Origin of the sequence: Mesorhizobium sp. M1A.F.Ca.IN.022.07.1.1, assembly GCF_003997575.1 — a bacterium.
Taxonomy (GTDB): domain Bacteria; phylum Pseudomonadota; class Alphaproteobacteria; order Rhizobiales; family Rhizobiaceae; genus Mesorhizobium.
This window is the reverse complement of the sequence record NZ_RZST01000067.1, coordinates 1-20,627: the sequence shown is the minus strand read 5'-3', so window position 1 is coordinate 20,627 and position 20,627 is coordinate 1. Positions and strand designations below refer to the sequence as shown.

19 protein-coding genes, 1 tRNA gene and 1 pseudogene are annotated in these 20,627 nt (G+C 62.3%); 11 read left to right on the top strand and 10 right to left on the bottom strand.

All coding sequences use genetic code 11. The features are described from left to right. A partial coding sequence (locus tag EOA75_RS33955) for an ATP-binding cassette domain-containing protein (protein ID WP_164747344.1) occupies positions 1–393 on the bottom strand: 393 nt, incomplete at its 3' end. 74 nt (positions 394–467) lie between these two features. Beyond that, positions 468–1,580, bottom strand: coding sequence for a sugar ABC transporter substrate-binding protein (locus tag EOA75_RS10650; RefSeq protein ID WP_127324215.1), 1,113 nt, complete (start codon positions 1,578–1,580; stop codon positions 468–470). A gap of 362 nt (positions 1,581–1,942) precedes the next feature. On the opposite strand from EOA75_RS10650, the gene EOA75_RS10645 reads away from it, so the two are divergent. The 4 genes and pseudogenes from EOA75_RS10645 (at position 1,943) to EOA75_RS10625 (ending at position 5,902) form a co-directional block, all read left to right on the top strand. Continuing rightward, positions 1,943–3,124, top strand: coding sequence for an SGNH/GDSL hydrolase family protein (locus tag EOA75_RS10645; RefSeq protein ID WP_164747343.1), 1,182 nt, complete (start codon positions 1,943–1,945; stop codon positions 3,122–3,124). Positions 3,125–3,672: 548 nt separating this feature from the next. Continuing rightward, the gene (locus tag EOA75_RS10635) at positions 3,673–4,149 is read left to right on the top strand and encodes a hypothetical protein (RefSeq protein WP_067318776.1); all 477 of its coding nucleotides are present in this window, start codon (positions 3,673–3,675) and stop codon (positions 4,147–4,149) included. A gap of 73 nt (positions 4,150–4,222) precedes the next feature. Next, a pseudogene (locus EOA75_RS10630) lies at positions 4,223–5,417 on the top strand (SDR family oxidoreductase). Further along, entirely contained in the window at positions 5,417–5,902 is a 486-nt protein-coding gene (locus EOA75_RS10625) for a DUF2269 family protein (protein ID WP_127324214.1), read from the top strand. The pseudogene EOA75_RS10630 and the gene EOA75_RS10625 overlap by 1 nt, the downstream one beginning before the upstream one ends. An 83-nt stretch (positions 5,903–5,985) precedes the next feature. Here EOA75_RS10625 and EOA75_RS10620 read toward each other — a convergent pair whose 3' ends face one another. From EOA75_RS10620 to EOA75_RS10605, 4 genes are all read right to left on the bottom strand, one after another. Then, entirely contained in the window at positions 5,986–6,291 is a 306-nt protein-coding gene (locus tag EOA75_RS10620; protein ID WP_067318770.1) for a hypothetical protein, read from the bottom strand. A gap of 19 nt (positions 6,292–6,310) precedes the next feature. Then, on the bottom strand, positions 6,311–7,234 hold the full coding sequence (locus tag EOA75_RS10615) for an NAD(P)/FAD-dependent oxidoreductase (protein WP_245322269.1): 924 nt from the start codon (positions 7,232–7,234) through the stop codon (positions 6,311–6,313). A 630-nt stretch (positions 7,235–7,864) separates the two neighbouring features. Next, a complete protein-coding gene (locus EOA75_RS10610) occupies positions 7,865–8,221 on the bottom strand; it encodes a hypothetical protein (RefSeq protein ID WP_127213981.1) in 357 nt (118 codons plus the stop codon). Between the two features lie 97 nt (positions 8,222–8,318). Then, complete coding sequence (locus tag EOA75_RS10605) at positions 8,319–8,798, bottom strand: MgtC/SapB family protein (RefSeq protein WP_127324213.1); 480 nt, start codon at positions 8,796–8,798, stop codon at positions 8,319–8,321. 143 nt (positions 8,799–8,941) lie between these two features. Here EOA75_RS10605 and EOA75_RS33950 point away from each other — a divergent pair, with 143 nt between their 5' ends. Further along, positions 8,942–9,109 carry a hypothetical protein gene (locus EOA75_RS33950; protein WP_164746634.1) on the top strand — a complete coding sequence of 56 codons (168 nt, stop codon included), beginning with the start codon at positions 8,942–8,944 and terminating at the stop codon, positions 9,107–9,109. 368 nt (positions 9,110–9,477) lie between these two features. Here the strand turns inward: EOA75_RS33950 and EOA75_RS10600 are convergent, their stop codons facing one another. Beyond that, positions 9,478–14,319, bottom strand: a complete 4,842-nt coding sequence (locus EOA75_RS10600) for a winged helix-turn-helix domain-containing protein (protein WP_127324212.1) — start codon at positions 14,317–14,319, stop codon at positions 9,478–9,480. Positions 14,320–14,461: 142 nt separating this feature from the next. Here EOA75_RS10600 and EOA75_RS10595 point away from each other — a divergent pair, with 142 nt between their 5' ends. Then, complete coding sequence (locus tag EOA75_RS10595; RefSeq protein WP_127324211.1) at positions 14,462–15,322, top strand: DUF1194 domain-containing protein; 861 nt, start codon at positions 14,462–14,464, stop codon at positions 15,320–15,322. A 144-nt stretch (positions 15,323–15,466) separates the two neighbouring features. Here the strand turns inward: EOA75_RS10595 and EOA75_RS10590 are convergent. Continuing rightward, positions 15,467–15,556, bottom strand: a tRNA-Ser gene (locus EOA75_RS10590). 403 nt (positions 15,557–15,959) lie between these two features. Between EOA75_RS10590 and EOA75_RS10585 the strand changes: the two genes are divergently transcribed. The 4 genes from EOA75_RS10585 to EOA75_RS10570 all read left to right on the top strand — a co-directional run bounded on the left by EOA75_RS10585 (position 15,960) and on the right by EOA75_RS10570 (position 18,785). After that, positions 15,960–16,661: a hypothetical protein gene (locus EOA75_RS10585; protein ID WP_127324210.1), complete on the top strand. Its 702-nt coding sequence runs from the start codon at positions 15,960–15,962 to the stop codon at positions 16,659–16,661. A 91-nt stretch (positions 16,662–16,752) separates the two neighbouring features. Beyond that, positions 16,753–17,073, top strand: a complete 321-nt coding sequence (locus EOA75_RS10580) for a hypothetical protein (RefSeq protein ID WP_067002648.1) — start codon at positions 16,753–16,755, stop codon at positions 17,071–17,073. Between the two features lie 196 nt (positions 17,074–17,269). Further along, positions 17,270–18,259, top strand: coding sequence for a BMP family ABC transporter substrate-binding protein (locus EOA75_RS10575; RefSeq protein WP_067325733.1), 990 nt, complete (start codon positions 17,270–17,272; stop codon positions 18,257–18,259). A 70-nt stretch (positions 18,260–18,329) separates the two neighbouring features. After that, a complete protein-coding gene (locus EOA75_RS10570) occupies positions 18,330–18,785 on the top strand; it encodes a GNAT family N-acetyltransferase (protein ID WP_127213986.1) in 456 nt (151 codons plus the stop codon). On the opposite strand, the gene EOA75_RS10565 is transcribed toward EOA75_RS10570, so the two are convergent. Next, a complete protein-coding gene (locus EOA75_RS10565) occupies positions 18,780–19,187 on the bottom strand; it encodes a hypothetical protein (protein WP_095778792.1) in 408 nt (135 codons plus the stop codon). The genes EOA75_RS10570 and EOA75_RS10565 overlap by 6 nt on opposite strands. A 38-nt stretch (positions 19,188–19,225) precedes the next feature. Beyond that, on the bottom strand, positions 19,226–19,435 hold the full coding sequence (locus EOA75_RS10560; protein ID WP_095826868.1) for a SlyX family protein: 210 nt from the start codon (positions 19,433–19,435) through the stop codon (positions 19,226–19,228). A gap of 163 nt (positions 19,436–19,598) precedes the next feature. Here EOA75_RS10560 and EOA75_RS10555 point away from each other — a divergent pair. Then, a partial coding sequence (locus EOA75_RS10555; RefSeq protein WP_164747342.1) for an ABC transporter ATP-binding protein occupies positions 19,599–20,627 on the top strand: 1,029 nt, incomplete at its 3' end.

Below are 20,627 nucleotides of genomic sequence, written 5' to 3'. Positions count from 1 at the left end.
CCAGTCGGTCAAGCCGTAGCGTCTCGGCAGATCCGGCAGCAGAAGATTTTCGCCGATCGAGAGGTCTTCGAAGATCTCCGAATGCTGCGACAGAAGGTGGAGCCCGCGCTTCTTGCGCGCCGTCAACGGCAGAGCCGACACGTCCTCCCCATTCAACAGGATGGTGCCACTGTCGAGACGCAACAGCCCGGCGATGATGTTGGACAGCGTCGATTTGCCAGCGCCGTTCTTGCCGAGCAGGCCATGGATCGCGCCCCGCGACACGCTCAGCGAGACGCCGTCCAACACCGCAAGCGGGCCGAAGCGCTTGAAGACATTGTCGACGGTCAGAACAGCGTTGGCACCGTCCTGCGCAAGGCTATCGGGCACGATTGTGCCGTCGGCGTTGACCATTGGGATAACCGGCAATCTCGAAATGAGGTGAGAACGCGATGGGCGCGTTCTCACCCGCTTCGTCGGCTGCGATCTCAGCCGGCGTTCTGCTGCATCTTCCACACCTGGGTCACGACATTGGCCCAGTGGCGCGGGTCGTCGGCATTTTCCTTGGTGAGGAAGTAGGGCGGGATGGTGAGCAGCGGGCCGGACGGGCTGTCGGCGATCGTGCCCTTCTCCCAAAAATACTTCTTGTTTTCGTAAGGTCCGGTCGGAACCGGCTTGCCCTTCAGCGTGTACTCTTCCAGCAGGTCGACGACGATCTCGACATAGGCGATCGGGTCCTGTGCGATGTCGGCGTCGATCTCGCCGGCCTTCACCCATTCCAGCGCATTCGGCGAGGCATCGATGCTGGTCAGGATGATGTGCTTCTCATGGCCGACCGGAAACAGCCGTTTCTGCGTTTCGAGCGCCTTGCGGGCATCAACGACGAAGATGTCGGTCGGCATGTGGATGGCGTCGAGGTCCGGCCGCTCGCGCAGCGTCGCCGAGACCACGGCGAGCGCCTGCTCATGCTGGTTGTTCTGCGGCCGCGAGATGATCTCGATGTCGGGATATTTGCTCTTAAGCGTGTCCTCGAAACCGTCTTTGCGGTCGCGCAGCGCCACGGCGGTCAGCGAGCCGTAATTGTTGAGCACGCTGCCCTTCGGCGAGCCGTGCTTCTTGGTGAGCAGCTCGGCGGTCTTCTCCGCCGCCATGACGCCCGACTGCTTGTTGTCGAAGGTCACCGAAGCGGCTACCTCTCCGCCGGTAAGCACGGTGTCGACCATGCCGAGCGGCACGCCGAGCGACTTCGCCTTCTTGCTCAGTGGGATGAGCAGCTCCGAATCCAGCGCGTCGGAAATGAGGTAGCGCGGCTTCTGCAAGAGCAGGCTGTTCCAGTCGTTGACCTGCGCGTTGGCATCGCCATTGGCGTCCTTGCCGACGAATTCCAGGCCGAGGCTTTCGACCTTGCGCTTCAGCGCCTCCTGCAGCACGACGAAGAAGAAGAAGCCGAGATAGCCGGTCTCCCAAGCCACAACCTTGGAGGTCGTGCCTTGCGCCGCGGCGCGCTCGCCGCCCGCCAGCAACAGGCCGCCGGCAGTGGCTGCCGCGCCCTGCAAAAGCGCGCGGCGGTTCAATGTTAAGCTCTTGGTCTCGCAACCCATGTCTCGCTCCCTGAAATGGTTGGAATCTTTGCCGGTAGAGCTTTCCACCAAGCCCGCCCGGCGGGGCACTCAGCCCCAAACATCCCCCGGAACGTTTCCTCCCCCGGACGATCTGATCAGGCTAGGCGCGCGCTATCCGGCCAGCCACCACGTTCCGGGGCGGGTGTTAGTACTTTTTTGATTCCGCTAGTGAAAGCCGAGGCCGCGATTACGACTGCGCTACAACATGCTCGACCTCCGGCGCGTTGCATTCGGAGTCAAAAATCTATGTGTCGCGGAAAGCGCAACCGGTAGCTCGCGCCGCAAGCCGCGACTATCTGTCTGGCGGAGGGCCGCGCGTCGAAACCGAAGGGATGGAGAGAATGAAGCACTGGATCGGAACCTGGAGCGCAAGCCCGATGAACGTCTGGCCGGGAGACGCCGTGCTCTATGGCTTCCACCGGCAGACGGTACGCCAAGTCGTGCGCGTCAGCACCGGCGGTGAGAGGTTGCGATTGAGGCTGTCCAACGAATATGGCGCCTCGCCGATTCGGATCGGCGCCGCGACCGTCGCGCTTGCCGCGAAAGACGGCGCGGTCGACGCCGGCAGCATCCGGCAGGTGACGTTCGGCGGCGAACGGCAGACCGATCTAGCGCCCGGCGCGCCGCTGCTCAGCGATGTTGTGGACCTAGCGGTTCCCGATCTCGGGCAGATCGCGATCAGCCTCTATTTCCCCGATTTCGCTCCGATCGAGACCTATCACTACGAGGCGCAGCAGACCGCCTACATCTCCGAAATCGGCGACTTCGCCGGCGCAGCCGAACTGCCGGTGCAGCAGACCTCGACCAGCCGCTATTTCCTCAGCGCCGTGCTGGTCGAGAGCGGGCCGGACAGTGGCTCTCTGGTTTGTCTCGGCGATTCCATCACCGACGGCTTCGGCTCGACCGTCGACGGCAATGCGCGCTGGCCGGACCGGCTGGCGGAGCGGTTTGCGAAAAGCGGCCGGCTGTCAGGCATCGGCGTCCTCAACCAGGGGATCGGCGGCAACCGCGTGCTTGCCAGCCGCGCCCGCGGCGCCAACGCGCTCGCCCGCTTCGACCGCGACGTTCTGGGCTTTCCCAACGTCCGATGGGTCTCGGTGCTGGAAGGCATCAACGACATCGGCTGGCCGGAAACCATGCTTGCCGGCCGTCAGGAGGCCGTCGCCGTCGAAAGCCTGATCGCGGCTTACCGGCAATTGATCGCACGCGCCCGCCTCAACGGCATCAAGGTGCTGCTTGGCACGCTGCCGCCCTTCGGTGGCGCCTTCGAAGGCCAGCCGCTCAGAACCTTCTACTCTGCGACCAAGGAGCGCGACCGCGAGGCGGTGAACGCCTGGATCAGGACATCGGGCGAAGCCGATGCCGTCGTCGATTTCGAGCGTGCGCTGGCCGATCCCGCCAACCCGTCGAGGCTGCTCGCCGCCTTCGATTGCGGCGACGGCCTGCATCCGTCCGACGGCGGCTATGCCGAGATGGCTAGGCTGTTCGAGGAAGCTTTCGAGAGCTTGCTTCGCGGCCAATAGGATTACCTGGTTCTGCGAGTGGCGGCTGCTGCCCGCGCCGGCGCCTTCTGGATGTTGGCGGCGCTGCCCATGTCACCATTCTTGGTGCGACCCGCCCCGGTCGTGCTCCAATATCGGCGCCCGTCGTCGGGTGCAATTCGGCGAAAACACGGATGGCCAACCTCAGAACAGGACGACGAGCACTTAGCATAATGGACCTGACAGAAGAGCTCAGCTGTCCAGGAACAAACTGCAAGTCTTTCCGGTTTGGTGACCGAACCGATTGCGGTCACGAAAATGGTTGGACATAGAAGACATAATAATGAGCAGATTGCGCAGCTACTGAGGCGCCAGTTTTCCAGTGAGATAATGAGGCGCCATCTGCGTGCACTTCCGCTGTTTCGGACCGAGAGGTGGCTCCCTGACCGGCTTGCCGGGTTGATGGAGGTTTTAAAGCGAAGTGAGGGTCGAGGACGACGGCGTTGATTCTTGCCTCTGGCCTGAAGCGTCGACGTCAGGCTGGACGCAAAGGTCGTCTTTCGATCCCAATGGAGAAGAGATGGTGAGCAATGCGGCCGCTCGATAAGGCGTTGCTTGGGGCTGTGGCAGGCGTCGCGGCGACCATGGCGATGACAGCAACGATGAGGCGCCTGCACGCAGTCCTGCCCGACGACGAGCGCTATCCGCTTCCGCCTCGCGAGATCGTCGACCGCACTTTTCCAGCTGTTGACGAGCGCGAAGCACGTTCAAGAACACTGCTTGCGCATTTCGGGTTTGGCGGTCTCACCGGTGCTTTGTTTGCCCTGCTGCCCACCACTCGAGGGAGCGGGATCGCCTACGGCTTATGCATCTGGGCGCTGAGCTATCTCGGTTGGATTCCCGCCGCCCGCATTCTGACCCCGGCGCACCGTCACCCCATCAGGAGAAACATGCTGATGATTGCAGCTCATGTCGTTTGGGGCCTGACGCTTTCGAGATCACTGAGAGAGATGGAACGCGCCGCCATCGAGGCTTTCGACCAGCAAGCCGAGAGGAGAAGCCGGTGACCGGGCCGCGCGTTCTGCGGAACGATCCGACCCTTCGGCCCGCCGCGCTGTCTTGTCCGGCGGGACATCGGCAATGAAGGTTCTCGTAACGGGATCGAACGGTCTCATCGGCACAGCGGTGTGCGCGCGTTTGGTCGCGTCAGGGCACGAGGTCGTGCGGGCCTCACGACGCCGATCAAGCCGGGCGGGGGAGGCGGGAACGGTCGCCATCGATATGGCGAAGGCGCTCGCCCCCGAGAACTGGGGCAGTGCTCTTCAAGGCGTTGACCTGGTGGTGAATTGTGCCGGTGTTCTGCAGGACAGCGCCAGCGAAAATACGACAGGGGTTCATGCATTGGGCGCAGCGGCGCTGTTTCGTGCCTGCCAGCAAGCCGGGGTGCGCCGGGTCATCCACTTTTCCGCTATCGGCGAGACCCTCCGTCGTTCTGGGCCGCCCCGTTTTTGGAGCGAGCGCCCTGTTTCGCGGCCTTGCCGCGCTTCCTCTGCTGCCCTCCATGCCCGGCTCCGGCCGTCTGCAGGTGGTTCAACTTGAGGACGTGGTCGAAACGGTGGCGTTTTTCCTCAGCCCTGACAGCCCGTCACGGATCGCTCTCGACCTTGCTGGTCCGGACGCCTTCGCCATGGAGGAGTTAGTCGCGCATCACCGCAGGTGGCTTGGATGGGACGAGGCTCGCGTCCTGGCTCTCCCGAGATGGGCGGCGCGTCTACTTTATCGGCTGGGTGACGCCGTCAGTGTGCTGGGATGGCGCCCTCCCATGCGCACCAACGCCGCCCTTGAGATCAGCCGGGGAGCAACCGGTGATCCCGGACCCTGGAAGGCGATAACCGGGATCGAGCCGCGAGGTCTCCCGACAGCACTCGCCGCAAACCCAGCCACGGTGCAGGACAGGTGGTTTGCCGGCCTCTACTTCATCAAACCCGCGATCTTCACGGTGCTGCCGTTCTTCTGGATCATGACCGGAATCATATCCTTGACAACCGGATGGCAGAGCGGCGTCCAACTCCTGATCGGTACCGCGGTGAGCGCGCTGGCGGCGCCGTTGGTCATCGCCGGCGCGCTGGCCGACCTGGTCATCGGCCTTCTCATCGCGCTTCGCAAAACCGCGCGCGTTGGGCTCTGGGGAGCGATCGGCGTATGCGTTTTTTATGCATTGGCCGGCACGCTCCTGCGGCCCGATCTGTGGAATGAACCGCTCGGCCCGCTGATGAAGATCCTGCCGATCGTTCTTCTGCACTTCGTCGCATTGGCGATCCTGGAGGAGCGCTGATGCTCTACTTCGGTCTCAAATATCTCCATATCGTGGGCGCGGCGGTCCTGCTGGGGACGGGCGCTGGCATCGCCTTCTTCATGCTGCTTGCACACCGGACCGGCAACCCGGCTACCGTGGCCGCTGTCGCGCGCATTGTCGTGATCGCCGATTTCCTGTTCACGGCAACGGCAGTTGTGGCGCAACCGATCACCGGCGTCGCGCTTGCCTGGCTCGTCGGCTATTCGCTCTGGGACGGCTGGATCGCGCTGTCGATCCTTCTCTACGTCGTGACCGGTGTTTTTTGGCTTCCCGTGGTTTGGATGCAGATGGAGATGCGCGATCTTGCCCTGGCGGCGGTGAAAGCCGGCCAGTTGCTTCCGCCGCGCTATCACCGGCTTTTCCGGCTCTGGTTCGTCTTCGGCTTTCCGGCCTTCGGCGCGGTCGCCGCTATCCTATGGCTGATGATCACCCGCCCGGCCATCGAATGGTTCGGGACCGGCTGATGCCGGCGGGCCGAGCGAACTCATCTGAGCTACGCCGGCAGGAGAGGCGCCGGCTCTGATTTCCCGTGCATGGACAAGAACGACTACACCAGCGCGATCGGCATGTAGCGGATAACCACCTTCTCCTGTCGAAACCACCGCTCGAGTGCGATCCGGCGTTCACGCCAGTCGATGAGATCGACCTCGTTGGCCATGACTTCGAAGATCACAATCTTGTCGGCGTTGGACTCGGCACCCTTTTTCCACAAACCGTCGGCAGGCGCCTGAAGGTAAGCAGTAACGCCTTCGAAGCGACTCGCCAGTTCTTCCTTCACGCGGTCGAAATCTTCTTGAGCGAAAGGCTGGCCGTTGTTGTCCGAGCAGGGGAGCAGGATCTGAACAAGATGCATCACAATTCACCGGTGAAAACTAGCACTTGGTATCGTCAAGATAGTTATGCATGTCGGTGGCTGCGATCGAGGCGTGGCCGAATGCGACAGCAATCTGATTGATTTCGTTGACCACATCGCCAGCGGCATACAGGCCTGGCACGACCGTGCGCTGATGCGCATCCACGACAAGATTTCCAAGCTCGTCGCATGTCGCCCCGAGATCTAGGCCAAGTTGCGACCTTATCGTGCATCCCATGGCTGGATAGACGGTATCGAATGAGGATGCTGTTCCGTTGGAGAGTTGAATGGTGGCCTGCTCTCCCGAGGGTCGTAGCGAATGAGGGATGCAGGGCTCGAGCTGGATTCCAGCTTCGTGGATCAGTCGGCCGGCATCTGCATCAATTTCACTCGAAGCATCGGTCGTCAGTACGGTGACGTCGCGAGTGTAGGTCCGCATGAACAATGCCTTCTTCACCGCCTCTTCCGCCGGGCCCAGGACTGCGACCCGCTTATCGATCACCTCATAGCCGTCACAGATCGGACAGAGGCGCAAGGTGCCGGCTCTGATCATATCGTCTGCCGAAGGCGTCTCTGGAAGCTTATCGACAATGCCAGTAGCCAGGAGCGCCGCGCGGGAACGAATGGCTGTCGAACCGATCGCAATAAAATCCGTTCCGTCGCGGCCAATCTCGTGGATTATATCGTGCCTAAGATCGGCTCCGCTCTGCAAAGCCTGCTGCCGCAGCCGATTCAGCAGTTCGGCGCCGGCTATGCCGTCGGGGAAGCCGGGACAGTTGCGGGTAATCGGAATGAGCTTCGCGCGGCTTTGACCGCAATCGACAACGACGACCCGGCGGCGAAAGCGCCCGAGATACGTCGCTGCTGCCAAGCCGGCCGGACCGCCACCGATAACCAAGCAGTCAATTCGTTCCCACTGACAGACGCTATCGTCTTCGATCACCAAAGAACTCCCGGGAGGTGATGCAGAGCTATTGCAAGCGGCTCGTGCCCGGCAAACGAACTTGTCTGTTGGTGACTAAGACCAAGGGCGTGCGCGACTGCTTCCCGGTTCTCATAAGAATGAGGCCGACACAGATGTCGCTCGTGAGGATGGCCTCGTTTCCTTCCGAACAGACAGAAACGAGGGCGCAAAATCCGGCCTCGACCGCGTGCACCGGTAAGCGCGGGATCAGTTGTTTCGTTATAGGCGACCATCTGCCCCAACCGCGCCCTTGCCTATTGGTTCCGCGGTGCATTCGCGTTGCTCGCCGATCCGTTGTCTCGCCAGACGCTGACGATGTTCGGCTGCCTTCACGTGCCGCAGGCCGCCGTTCTCGCCACGCGGCGGACCGGACGGTGCAAAAGTTCGCTTTTGTGGATCAAAGTAGCCCGGCCTGCCGGGCGGGGTTGGGGGCTTGACATACAGGCCGGGCCCTTACCCCGCGCAGCGGGGCAGAGTTCCATTATGCGCCGCGCTTGCGGCGACCGACATTAACATTTTCTAAGACTTGAAAAGCCCGTCGCAGCTAATGAGCGTAAGCGACGGGCTTTGTGCTGCCGAGACGGCTACGTCCCAACGGTAAACGACAAGTCATGGCCGCGCAGTCAGTTCCAATCTTGGACAGCCCACCCGAGGAACGTGACGACACCAGCGACGTTCCGGTAAATGGCAATCGACGATGATATCGAAATGGCCAGGCGGCATGTTCACGAAGGCGAGCGGCACCTTCGCCGTCAGCACGAGTTGGTTGCCGACCTCAGCGATCAGGGATTGCCGACCGATGACGCCCTGCGCTCCCTCCAACTGCTTGAAGACATGCAGGCGATGCATCGGCAGCACTTGTCGCGGCTGCTGCGCAGAGCCGAAAATGGCTAGGAGGATTCCTGCCTTGTCGGGCCGGACCATGGGTGTCTGCACTTGATCTGGTGACAGGTCATGATCTGCCATGAGTGCGCCGGCCGAGACGATCGGAATCTGCAATTCAGCAAAACACTGTAACGCCGACAAGCGCAGGGACTGGACGCCCTGCCTCCAAATGCTCCGACTATTGCTCGTCCTTTGGGGCAACCTGCACCAGCTGCAAAAGCCCTAGCACGATCAGCGCCAAGACTGTGCCAAGAATTGCGATCTGCCAGAACCCGAGACCCACTGCCAATCCAATGGCACCGGCCAGCCACATTTCCGAGCCGGTCGTCAGCCCCTGAATCTCCCCTTTGGAGAAGAATATTAGCCCCGCAGCCAGGAATGCGACGCCGGCAGTTGTGGCTTCAATCAGGCGGATGGGGTCAATGGCTATCTCCTGGCCATCGAAGACGGGGAGATGGGTGATTTCGATGGCCAGGATGGCGATCAAGGCGGTTGCTAGACAGATCAGGATATGCGTCCTCAGCCCGGCCGGCCGGTTACGCCATTCGCGCTCCATGCCGACGAGTGAGCCAAGAACCGCAGCCAGCAAAAGCCTGGCTGAAATTACGGAAAATGGCAGCCAGGTTTGCTGCCCGAAACGTTCAACAAGCTCATCCATGAGCGCCAGAACGTATCTGTGGGCTGCCCGGTTCCTTCCGCAGGACGCCGGGATGTCCCTGCAACGCATATCGCCGGCAAAGCGCCGGAACATTCGAGCTCAGCCCACGTTGGGTTCTGTTCGACTGACAGGGACACACCTCAATGGAACCCAAATCATCGCGCGATCTGCCCGGTCCTAAGCCCCGCAAGGACAAGGAACGGGAAAACCAAAAAGCTGCCGCGAAAACGCCTGACAAGACCAACGATTGGGACCGGAACCAGGTGCATGGCGAGGGCGAGAGCATCGGGATCGACAAGGACGAACCATAGGCCGATCCACACCTCAGAGCGGCGTGCAATCTGAGCCGCCCAGGATGAGGCTTGCCGCCATCCCGACCACTGGAGTGCTGGCGGAGAGAGCGTCTTTCGAGTTCGCATCTAAATAATTGAAAAAATTTGGCTTTCGCGCCGGCTCGTTGCGCTGTTTGCTTCACGGTTGCCTTGGATGGCAAGCCTACCTGTCTGAGGTACAGACACGTCTCCATCCCAGTTTCTTACAAATTCGATCAGAATGCCCAACCCAAACCCGGAATGGCTGCTACGCACCCCCCACAGCGGACGAAGAAGATCGAAAACATGCTGCGGTATCGGCCTGGCATCGCAGATTGATCACAAGGGCTCTGACCCCGTTGTCGACCTCAGCCCGGACAAGTGCCAATTGCAGGGTCTTCAGGAAGGAAGAAGCTTCGCCGCTCGCAAGCGGTGAGTTCGCGAGGGACGGTGCGCCGGGCGAACTCAATGAGGTCCCGGGACGTTTGGAAGACGCGAAGGATGCGGACATCTTTTTCGCCGGAAACAATTGCAACGCCGGTGCCGTCGGAACTGAAAGCTGCGCGTGTAAAGCCCAGTAGAATGGTTGCTTCGTCGTGGCTGCCAAGGACGGCAATCTGGCGTCCCGATTGCGTCGCCCAGAGCCGGACCGTGCGATCCTTCGAGGACGCGGTCACGACATACAAACCGTTGGGACTGAACTGGGCGCTGTCCACCGCGCCGCTGTGGCCCCTTAGAACGGCCGTTTCCAGTCCGCCAGCGACGCTCCAGATCCGGATGGTTCCATCGCGCGAGCCGGTCAGCAGCAACTGACCGTCGGGGCTGAAGGCGACGACCGTTACCGCGCCGGTGTGTCCCACTAGCGTTCTGACGTTTGCTCCGTCCGTGGTCGACCAAATGCGAGCCGTGTGGTCGAGTGAGCCCGTGGCGACGAGTTGACCGTCCGGGCTGAACGCCGCTGCCGTGATGCGATCCTGATGCCCCACAAGAACCCTGAGCTCGGCTCCGCCCGTCGTCAAGAGGTGGCCCGCATTGTCTTCCCTGGCCGAGAGGATCAGATTTCCGTCAGGGCTAAGAATGGCCTGCGGTAGGTTGCTGCTCGTGTTGATGGCGGCTAGCTCGGTGCCGGTCGCCGCGTCCCACAGCTGCGCGGTGCCGTTCATCGATGCGCAGAGAAGCGATTTGCCGTCGCGACCAAACTGGATCTGGATCAGGCCGCGATGTGATCGGAACTGGGCGGTCTCGTGTCCCGTGGCCACATCCCAAACACGGACCTGCCCCCCAAGAGATGCAGTCGCGACGCGCCTTCCATCTGGGCTGAACGTCGCGCTTTGAACGATCTCATGTGTATCGAGCCGGATTGTCTCGCGCCCGCTCACGATATCCCACAGGTGCGCCGCGCTGTCGCCGCCGCCGGTCAGAAGGTGGACATTGTCGGGACTGAAGACCGCGAAAGTCGGCCGATATTCATGTGAGAGCGAAGTCGTCAGCGCGCCGTCGACATCCCACAGCCGAGCGGTGCCATCGTGTGAAGCAGTGAGAAGAATGTTGCTGTCGACCGGGCTGAATTCCATATGCTCGACCAAGGATTCATGACCGGCGATCGTCGTCACCAACGAGGCGCGTTCAGCGTCCCAGATGCGGATCGGCCCATTGACCGAGGCGGTCGCCAGGAAGCGGTCGTCCGGGGTGAAAGCACCGTTCATCTCCACATCGCGTTCATCCGTATCGATGTCTGCCTTCAACCCCGAAACCTCTTGGCCTAGCACATGATCCAGCGTTCCCAACGCTCCATCCCAAATTCGGGCAGTGCCATCGATGGATACCGTGGCGATTCGCTGACCCCCATGACTGAAAATGACGCCGTTCAATTGCGTGTCGCTCTTGCTGCCGGCCAGCTTTGCGATCTCCGTTCCTTTCGACAAATCGAAAACGCTGGAAGTGTCTCGGTGTGAATGCCAACCCCACGGGCCGGCCAGCATCCGGCTTCCGTCCGGGCTGAACGCCAGGCTGTAGGGCCAGGAGGTCACTCGCATTGACCGCGTCAGCGCGCCGTCTGCGCTATTCCAGATCGAAACAAAATGCTTGCCTGCCGTCGCGAAGCTGCGGCCGTCTGAACTGAAAACAGCACGCGTATATGCGTCGCTTTTTACACCTAGAACTTTCTTTCCGGCCCGAGCATCCCAGAGCGTTGCATCGCTGTTCTCCCCCGCCGTCAGCACCCGGGTGCCATCCGGGCTGAAGATTGCCGTCGGATAATTGCCTACCGGGCGCATGATAAAGAGCTGCTCTCCCGAGACAGCGTCCCAGAGACGTGCAGTGCCATCCCTCGCCGCCGTCAGAATACGGCTCCCGTCCGGGCTGAATTCAGCCCTCTCCAAGGCCGCTTCATGACCCTTTAGAACTGCAGTTTCGGCACCGCTGGAGATGTCCCAGACGGCTGCAGTCTTGTCGTAGGATGCGGTGACGATGCGATCGCCGCTCGGATTGAATGCCGTATCCGTCACGCCGGCGCCATGCCGGAAGATTTTGATCTGGTGGTGCGCCAGCAGAGCCTTGTAGAGGGCTGCCTCCGCCTCGAACAGATATTGCCGCTCGGATTGGTCTTTTGAGGGCAGTGCTTCAAGCGCCAAGAGGATCGCAGCCTCGGTGCTGCCTGCCGCGGTGGACTGCTCCGAAAGGAACGAGAGCGAAAGGAACTGATTGCGCATCGCCTGGTCGCGTTGCGACCTCGCTTCCTCCTGCGCCCTGAAGGCGACCAGCGCGCCTGCGCCCGCGATGAGAGCGAGCATTATCGCCACAATCGCTGCGTTGCGGGTACGTCGCGAAAGCCGGTTTGCTGCTGCCGCCGCCAGGCTCCGGCGCTCGGCCTCGCGCTCCAGGCGCTCGTGTTTTGCCTCTTCGGCGGCCTCGATCAGCGCTAGCGCTGCGTGCCGGTCCTTCTCCTCTTTCTGCCGATGGGCACGCAAAGACTCCTCGATGTACTCAAGGACATAATCGTCGATCTCCTCCCGTCTCGACAACATTAGTTCTTCGCCCTCCGCCAGACGTTTGCCGGACGGAAGGAGAAGCTCTCGATTCTTGCTTTCCAGGTGCCATCGGTGGGCATCAGCCCTGAGGCGTTCGCGCGTCTCGAGATAATTCCGGTTTGCATTCACAATGTCACTTGCGCGCGGCCAGCGCCTCAACAGTGCTTCATGTGCAACGCGCACGAAGACACGCCCTGCGGCGTTCTCGTCGCTGACGAGGAGCCGCGCGTCGATCAAGGCCCTGACCAGCGCCGATCGCGCGGGAGTACCTGCAACTTCGGTGAGCAGGGCTGGACGTGCCGTCACGGTGTCATCGCTCAGACTTGCAGTTGTGAGGGCGCCCAGTACCGTCGGTAAGGCCTCCTGGATCTCGGGCGCCAGTAAATCCACGACTTCATCGGCGCGGCGCGCGATTGCGCCTTCGAGCCCGCCGAGCGCGCGATAATCCGCAAAGGTGAGAACGCGGCGCTGGCGGCCGGCCTGGTACAACGCGTCGAGCACAAACTCCAGAAGCGGCAATGATCCGGGATCGGCAGCTGCTGCCTCCTGCAGCACGTCATCGAGTCGCCCCAACTCGGCATTCTCCTCAAAGCGGAGTCCGGCAACGCCCGCCGGCTCACGGATGATCTGACCGATCTCCGGGCCAGTCGGCGGCAGGAGTTCGTAGCTGGAGAGGCCATCCTTGAGCGCCGAGAACCCCGGGACCTCGCCGCAGCGGTGAAAAAAATCCGAACGGATCGCCGCGATCACCCAGGCCAGTCCGCTCGCGGCGAGCAGCGTCATGAGCCGCACGAGAGCCTCGCGCGTCGCCGGCTGCTTCTCCGTCGTGAACAGCTCCTCCAGCTGATCGATGGCGACAACCAACCTGATCTGCGAGCGGGCCGACCCAGCGGCTTTGCCAAGTGCCTGGCGAACCATCGCCAGCGCCCGATCCGGCGCGCTCCTGCAAAGCCGAGCGAGCTCCGCGGCTGTTACTTCGCAGGCCAGTTCCGGCACAGCAGCTTCGCTAAGCAGCGCCGCAGCCAGCACAGCGAATGCGTCCGGTCCTTCGGAGAGGCGGATCAGGCAGCGGCGCCACAACGATATGCCCGCCACGGTTCCGGGCCGGATCAATGACGGCAGCAGGCCAGCGCGCAGGAGGGAAGACTTGCCGCAACCGCTCATGCCGTAGATTAGCAGGAACGCAGTGCCGCTTGCTGCCTGCTGCTCCAGTCTTGAAGTGCAGGCAGCAATCGCCCGCGCTCTGCCGAAGAAGAGATCGGCATCTTCGAATTCGAAGGCATCGAGACCGCGAAATGGCGACCTGACCGGTTCCTCTGAAGCAAGAGGTACGCGGTAGATGCGCAGGGCACGTGCGACGTCCTTCAGCTTCTGCTCGCCAAGCTCGATGAATTCCAGCGGGAGCCGGTCTCGAGCCTGGGCATGAACCGCTTCCGTGATGCAAATCCCGCCCGGTCGTGACAATGATTGAACATGGGCTGCGACCTCGACCGCCTCGCCCCCGAGGTGGTCGCCCTCGTCGACGACATAACCGAGGTGAAGCCCGATGCGGAAGCGCAGGCGCTTTGTCTTGGGAACTTGGCAATTCCGTCTGTCGACCTCATGCTGGATGTCGCTCGCACACCGCAAGGCCTCGACAGGGCCTGCGAATTCGGCGACCACGCTCTCTTCGGCGCTCGAGAACACGCGACCGGCATGTTGCACCAGCAGCCGATCGACGATCTGCCTGTACGGCCCGATTGGTACAGCAGCGCCCCGCTCAGCCTCACCTGGCGGCCGACCGTCAGCAGCCAGTTCGGCTGCCAGGATAGTGGCCATTCTTGGCCCGGCGCTTGAAGGACGGACCAGCCTGTAACCGCGCCGAGGCACCGTCTCCACAACAGCCTGCCGACCGTCATTGAGCGCCGCACGGATCTCGTGAATGCATTGCACAAGGCTGTCGTCGGTGACCGCGATCCCGTTCCAGACCGCCCTCATCAGCTCGTCCTTGGTGACGACGCGATCAGCGTTCTCCAGAAGGTGACGAAGCACCGCGAAGGTTTGGTGACGAAGTGCGATTGTGCTGTTCGATTTGTCGCGCAAGGTCTCGCTGCTCACGTCGACGGTAACGCCGTTGAGCACGAACATCGTGGGCGGCGAGCTACTCAAGCCGTTTCCCTCAAGCACGAAGCCGCAGTCCAATGTTTCGATCCTAGCACGGTTTCGCGCTTGCCATCATCATTCACATCGGGCGGGGAGCGCCGATTTCGGCAAATGATCGGAAGCCGTTCGTGACCCCGAGACGCCTCGGACCGACAATCGCAGCGTCAGCGAGAGGCTCACCATGGACGACGAAGTGCAGATTGCTCGAAGTGTGGGCGCAAGGCCGGTGCTCCGGCTCACAGGCGTGTGCCTGATGAGCCTGTTCTTGGCAATGGCGCCCCAGGCTCACTCAACCGACCGTTCCCAGGACGGCCTGGTCGACGTCGATCTGCAATTGATCCTTGCAGTGGACGTTTCGCCGTCGATGAGCAAAGTTGAGCAAAGAGTGCAGCGCGACGGCTACGTCGATGCTTTCCGCCACGCGGACATTGCGGGGGCAGTCAAGTCGGGAGAGCGTGGAAGAATTGCAGTGCTCTATCTGGAGTGGGCAGGGCCAAATCAGCAAACCGTCATCGTGCCATGGACAATCGTCCAAAGTCGCGAGGACGCTCTCACTTTGGCAGACAGGCTCGCGGCTTTGTCGTTGACTGAAGGCCGCGGAACGTCGATTTCCGGCGCATTGTCTGCCGCGAATGATCTGTTCGCGAATAGTGGCTTGCGCAGCCCGCGCAGGGTTGTTGATATATCCGGCGACGGACCCAATAATGCGGGAGCACTCCTTGACCCCATCCGGCAGGTTCTTCTCGCGGAAGGCGTGACGATCAACGGGCTGCCTATCGCACTGCCCCGGATTGGCGGGGCCGACGGGTTCGCGAGGTATGGCCGTTCCAACCTGCAATCCTATTTCGAGCGCTGCGTCATTGGCGGACCAGACGCGTTTGCGATCGGTGTCACAGAGCCCGCCATGTTCGCCACCGCAGTCCGTCGAAAGCTGGTGCGTGAAATCGCCATGAACACGGATCTGGTGATCTACGCCACCTATACGGCGCGTTCAGACAGCACGACCGATTGCAACCTGATCGGTCAGCTGCCAGGGCGATAACGATCGGCGATAGCATGAGGGCTTGTGGGCGGGCCGCACGAAACGTCTTTCCGGCCACCTGCCTAACAGCCAATTGCGGATGGCTTTGAGGTGTCTTCCCTCTTCGCTAACAGCTTGAAAATATCATAGTATTAGGAAAATTGATGGCGGAGAGAGCGGGATTCGAACCCGCGTTACGGTTTCCCGTAAACACACTTTCCAGGCGTGCGCCTTCAACCACTCGGCCACCTCTCCGTCTTGCATGTCGCGTCGGCCGGTTTCGCCGCGCGGGTTGGGGAGATGCATCTCCCTCGGGAAGGCCTCTCGGCCTAAATTTGGGGTGCCTTCAACCGGCAGGCAACCCTTTCCCGGCACCTCTAGCCGTCTAGGCAAAACAGGCGCGGGGCTCATCTAGTCGATCCGAAAGCGAATGCCAAGTCATTCCGTGGCTTTTGCCGTGGATGACACGGAAGCTGCCTCGGTGGCCTGCCATGCAGCCGAATGCTGCGCACAGGCCGGCCGGCGGAGTTTCCCGCGCTTGACTTCGGCTCTGGCCGCCTGTCGACTGCCTGAGGCGTTTGTTTTGTGCACTTCCGGACGGAAAACCACGACGCAGTTCCCGGAACTGCTTGGGCTTTGCGAGGGGCATCGTCCTGACATGGCATCGATCAACCAGCAGCCCGCGGGCCGGCCCGACAGCGGGCTCTCCTTCATCCCGGTGGCGTGGCTGATCATCGTGATGGCGCTTTCGGCCTATGGCCTGATCTCGAGCTGGCGGCTGATCGGCGACTTCAATCTGCCGGAAAGCGTGCTCTTCCTGATCTACGGCGGGCTGACCGGCGGCGTCGTGACCATTCTGTGGGGGCTTTACCTGCTCGGCCTCGCCTTCAACCGGTCGGCGCGTTTCCCGCGTCACTATACGATCTGGCAGGTCGCCATCATCCTTTGGCTCGTCGTGCGTCAGGCCTACACGCTTCTTGTGCCCGATTTCGTCTTCTCGGCCGAAGGGCTGGGCTTCACGGTGGCCGAGATCGCCATCGGCCTGCTCTGCATCTACCTCCTGCGGCGCGGCGCCGGCGCCGACACGGTGTATGCCAATCCCGAGGCCGTACGCCCGCCGCTCCTGGTCTCGCTCGTCGCCGCGTTGCTCGGCATCATCCTTGGCGGCGCCATCGGCGCCTGCATCGGATTTTTCGCGGGGTCGCTGATCGCCGACGCCACCCATATGAGCTGCTTCGAGGGCGCTTGCGGGTTTTTTGCTGTCTTCATCGGCTTGGGCGGCCTGATCATCGGAGCCGTCGGCGGCCGGATTTTCGCCATCTGGCGCGTCAACCGGCGCAAAGCGGCGCGGAGGGCCTAACTCAAAATCACGTGTCGCGATTGCGTGGCGGTTGTGCACGCTCTATGTCGTTTGGCGGGGCAGACGGGAGTGTTCCCGGGGAGTGCGTTGGATGCTGCGTTTCATCTTTCGGCTGGCGGCCATGGTTGCGTTGTCGATTTCTGTCATCATGGCGGTGATCGACACCACGCGCTCTGTCGCGGCGTCGGCGCTGGTCATGACGCCGCTCAACGCAAGCTGGCTGGCGGTATCGCCCGACACGCGCGCCGCGTTCGAGACCTATGTGCGCGCCAAGGCCAGTCCGCTGGTCTGGGACGGGATCATCGCCTGGGTGCTCGGCCAGCCGGGATTCGCCGTGTTCGCGGTATTGGCGTTCCTGCTCTACGCCCTCGGCTACCGCCGGCGGCGCCACGAATTCGCCCCGACCAACTGACGCGGACTCCGCCCGAAACGGTCGGCCTTCACGCTTTTTCCAACAGGTCAAAATTCCACGTGAATTTTGTTTCGGGCCGTGCCAGATTGGCCGCGAGCGGGAGGGGCATACACTTCCTGCCTGACGTCGCATGCCTGCCGGAGAACCGGGCAGGGTGTGCGGTGCAACGGAAAATAACCGACAGGGTGTGGATCACATGAAACGTATCGTTCTCGGCCTCCTGGCCGCAACCGCAATGGTTCTCCCGGCCTTCGCCGCGGATGTCCAGCCGGCCATCCTCTACGATCTCGGCGGCAAGTTCGACAAATCCTTCAACGAGGCTGCCTATAACGGCGCCGAGAAATTCAAGAAGGAAACCGGCGTCGCTTATGTCGAATTCGAAGTCTCCAACGCTTCGCAGCGCGAGCAGGCGCTGCGCCGCTTCGCCGAGGACGGCCGCAACCCGATCGTGATGGCCGGCTTTGCCTGGGAAGATGCGCTGAAGAAGGTCGCGGCCGAATATACCGACCTCAACTTCGCCATCATCGACGATGCCGTCGACCTGCCCAATGTCCGCTCGCTGGTGTTCAAGGAGAACGAAGGCTCCTACCTCGTCGGCATTCTGGCTGCGATGGCGTCGAAGTCGAAGAAGGTCGGCTTCGTCGGCGGCATGGACATCCCGCTGATCCGCAAGTTCGAATGTGGTTATGTCGGCGGCGCCAAGTCTGCCGGGGCCACCGAGGTCATCCAGAACATGACCGGCGATACCCCGGCCGCCTGGAACGACCCCGCCAAGGGCGGCGAGATCGCCAAGACCCAGATCGATCAGGGCGCGGACGTCGTCTATGCCGCGGCCGGCGGCACCGGCGTCGGCGTGCTGCAGGCGGCCGCGGATGCCGGCAAGCTCGGCATCGGCGTCGACTCCAACCAGAACGGCCTGCAGCCCGGCAAGGTGCTGACCTCGATGCTGAAGCGCGTGGACGTTGCCGTCTACACGGCTTTCATGGACGGCAAGAACGGGACCTTCAAGGGCGGCGTCGAAAATCTCGGCCTGAAGGAAGGCGGTGTCGACTACGCCATGGACGACAACAACAAGGCGCTGGTGACGGACGAGATGAAGGCGGCGGTCGAAAAGGCCAAGGCCGACATTATCGCCGGCAAGGTCCAGGTGCACGATTACACCACCGACAACAACTGCCCATATTGATCGGCAACTGAACGAGGCTTCTTAGACCGCCGGGCTTTTTGCCCGGCGGTTTGTTTTTGGGACCAGCATCATGCAACCGATTATCGAAGCCATGAGGGAGCGCGATGTCGAGACGATCGCCAAGCTGCGCCTGGCCGCCTTCTTTGAAGGCACCGGGCGGACGCTCGCAGAGGATATGGCGGGACTTCGCGGGCTGATCGCAGGCGACGGGTTCGAGGCGGCTGTCGTCGCCCGCCTCGGCGGCTCGCCGATCGGAAGTTGCCTCTTCGTCCGCAACGAGATCGACCCGGCGCATGATCTGACGCCGTGGCTCGCCGGGCTTGTTGTTGACGAGGCGTATCGAGGGCAGGGCGTTGGCACGGCGCTGGTCAGGGCCATAGAAGGCCACGCCGCGTCGGCCGGCGTTAACCGGCTCTATCTCTACACCTGGCAGGCACGATCTTTCTACGAAGCGCTTGGCTGGACTGCCACGGAAGCTTTCGAGCAGGAGGGCGAGCCGATGCTTTTGATGTCGTGCGCCCTATAGCGTGCCGGCGAGATAGCCCAGCGCGAAGGCGGCCGCCAGGGCGAGCGCGATAGCCAGGCCGAGCCGGCCGCCAAGGGAATGCAGGCCGACGCCATAAGGCTTGCGCTCGATCTTGTTGATCACGATCGGCTGCGGCTTCGCATCGCCCTTGTCCAGCCCGGCAAACCGCATTTGCGGCAATTCGCCAAGCCGGCGCTGCACAAGCTGCCAGCGCTCATCCGAAGCCGTGGCCGACGCTCCCTGCGGCTCCAAAGCACGCATGCGCTCGGCAAGCCGCAGCACCGCGTCGCGAAAGGCGGGATCGATCTCTAGGTCGCGCTCGGCGCGAGCACGCTCCCGTTCGTCCATCAGGCCGAAGACATAGTCGCCGGCCCTTGCGATGCGGTCTCCTTCACCGGCCATGACCGTTCTCCTCGAACTCGCTCGCTGACCCCGCAGGCTCAGTAGTGCGGCGGCTTGGTCACCGGCACGTCGGGAGCGGCCTGCTCCTCCAGGGCCAGGAACCGATCGGTAAGGGCGGCGAGCTTGCGTTCCATGCGCTCGATCACCGTCCACTGCTCGGCGATCTGGCCGGACAGTTCCTCGATCGTCTTTTCCTGCTCGGCGGCGCGGATTTCCAGCGTCGTCAGCCGATCGTCAGGCATCGTCATCATCCCGGTCTCTGTGAATGTGAAGCTCCCGGCCACCTTCGAAATTGACAAGCGCGGGGGGATTTGTCGAGAGTGAATGGCGTTCCGGCCAATTGGCACGGGCGGGGCATCATGCTAGGCATTTTGACCAAGCGATAAAAAAATAACGAGTGGGACAGGCTGCATGGCGCAAGCCGCAATCGAGCTCATAGGCATCAACAAGAGTTTTGGCGCCGTGCGCGCCAACCGCGACATCAACCTGGAAGTCACGCGCGGCACCATCCATGGCATTGTCGGGGAGAACGGCGCAGGCAAATCGACGCTGATGTCGATCCTCTATGGCTTCTACCAGGCCGACAGCGGCGAAATCCGCGTGGCGGGCAAGCCGGTGTCGATCAACACCCCAAACGACGCGATAGCGCTCGGCATCGGCATGGTGCACCAACATTTCATGCTGGTCGACAATTTCACGGTGCTGGAGAACGTCATCCTCGGCGCCGAGACCGACGCGCTGTTGAAGAGCAGCATCGCCAAGGCGCGCTCCGAGCTCGAACGGCTGGAGCGCGAATACGGCCTCGAGGTCGATCCCGACGCCATCATCGAGGAATTGCCGGTCGGCCTGCAGCAGCGCGTCGAGATCCTCAAGGCGCTCTATCGCGGCGCCGAGATCCTGATCCTCGACGAGCCGACAGGGGTTCTGACGCCAGCCGAGGCCGACCATCTGTTCCGCATCCTCAAGCAGCTGAAGGAACAGGGAAAAACGGTGGTGCTGATCACCCACAAGCTGCGCGAGATTATGGCCGTTACCGACACGGTCTCGGTCATGCGCCAGGGGACCATGGTGGCGACCAGGGTGACCAGGGAAACGACGGTCGGCGAATTGGCCGAACTGATGGTCGGCCGGCGCGTGCTCTTGCGGGTGGAGAAGGGCCAGTCGGAGACCGGTGCGATAAAACTCTCGGTCAAGAACCTGACGGTCAAGGATTCACGCGGCGTCACCATGGTCGACGACGTCTCCTTCGACGTCCGCGGCGGCGAGATCGTCGGCATCGCCGGCGTGGCCGGCAACGGCCAGTCGGAGCTGCTCGAGGCGATCTCCGGCATCCGGCACGCCGTCTCGGGCGAGGTCATGCTCGAAGGCAAGCCAATCGACCTGACCGGCAAGGCCGATCCCGGCGAATTGCGCGACCGCGGTCTCGCCCATGTGCCGGAA

Excerpts from the sequence above, each read along its gene's own strand:
- EOA75_RS10650 (WP_127324215.1), bottom strand. The coding sequence starts at position 1,580 with ATGGGTTGCGAGACCAAGAGCTTAACATTGAACCGCCGCGCGCTTTTG.
- EOA75_RS10560 (WP_095826868.1), bottom strand. The coding sequence starts at position 19,435 with ATGACGATGCCTGACGATCGGCTGACGACGCTGGAAATCCGCGCCGCC.
- EOA75_RS10605 (WP_127324213.1), bottom strand. The coding sequence starts at position 8,798 with ATGGATGAGCTTGTTGAACGTTTCGGGCAGCAAACCTGGCTGCCATTT.
- EOA75_RS10565 (WP_095778792.1), bottom strand. The coding sequence starts at position 19,187 with ATGGCCGGTGAAGGAGACCGCATCGCAAGGGCCGGCGACTATGTCTTC.
- EOA75_RS33950 (WP_164746634.1), top strand. The coding sequence starts at position 8,942 with ATGGAACCCAAATCATCGCGCGATCTGCCCGGTCCTAAGCCCCGCAAG.
- EOA75_RS10610 (WP_127213981.1), bottom strand. The coding sequence starts at position 8,221 with ATGGCAGATCATGACCTGTCACCAGATCAAGTGCAGACACCCATGGTC.
- EOA75_RS10580 (WP_067002648.1), top strand. The coding sequence starts at position 16,753 with ATGCTGCGTTTCATCTTTCGGCTGGCGGCCATGGTTGCGTTGTCGATT.
- EOA75_RS10635 (WP_067318776.1), top strand. The coding sequence starts at position 3,673 with ATGCGGCCGCTCGATAAGGCGTTGCTTGGGGCTGTGGCAGGCGTCGCG.
- EOA75_RS10570 (WP_127213986.1), top strand. The coding sequence starts at position 18,330 with ATGCAACCGATTATCGAAGCCATGAGGGAGCGCGATGTCGAGACGATC.
- EOA75_RS10575 (WP_067325733.1), top strand. The coding sequence starts at position 17,270 with ATGAAACGTATCGTTCTCGGCCTCCTGGCCGCAACCGCAATGGTTCTC.
- EOA75_RS10620 (WP_067318770.1), bottom strand. The coding sequence starts at position 6,291 with ATGCATCTTGTTCAGATCCTGCTCCCCTGCTCGGACAACAACGGCCAG.
- EOA75_RS10595 (WP_127324211.1), top strand. The coding sequence starts at position 14,462 with ATGGACGACGAAGTGCAGATTGCTCGAAGTGTGGGCGCAAGGCCGGTG.
- EOA75_RS10645 (WP_164747343.1), top strand. The coding sequence starts at position 1,943 with ATGAAGCACTGGATCGGAACCTGGAGCGCAAGCCCGATGAACGTCTGG.
- EOA75_RS10625 (WP_127324214.1), top strand. The coding sequence starts at position 5,417 with ATGCTCTACTTCGGTCTCAAATATCTCCATATCGTGGGCGCGGCGGTC.
- EOA75_RS10585 (WP_127324210.1), top strand. The coding sequence starts at position 15,960 with ATGGCATCGATCAACCAGCAGCCCGCGGGCCGGCCCGACAGCGGGCTC.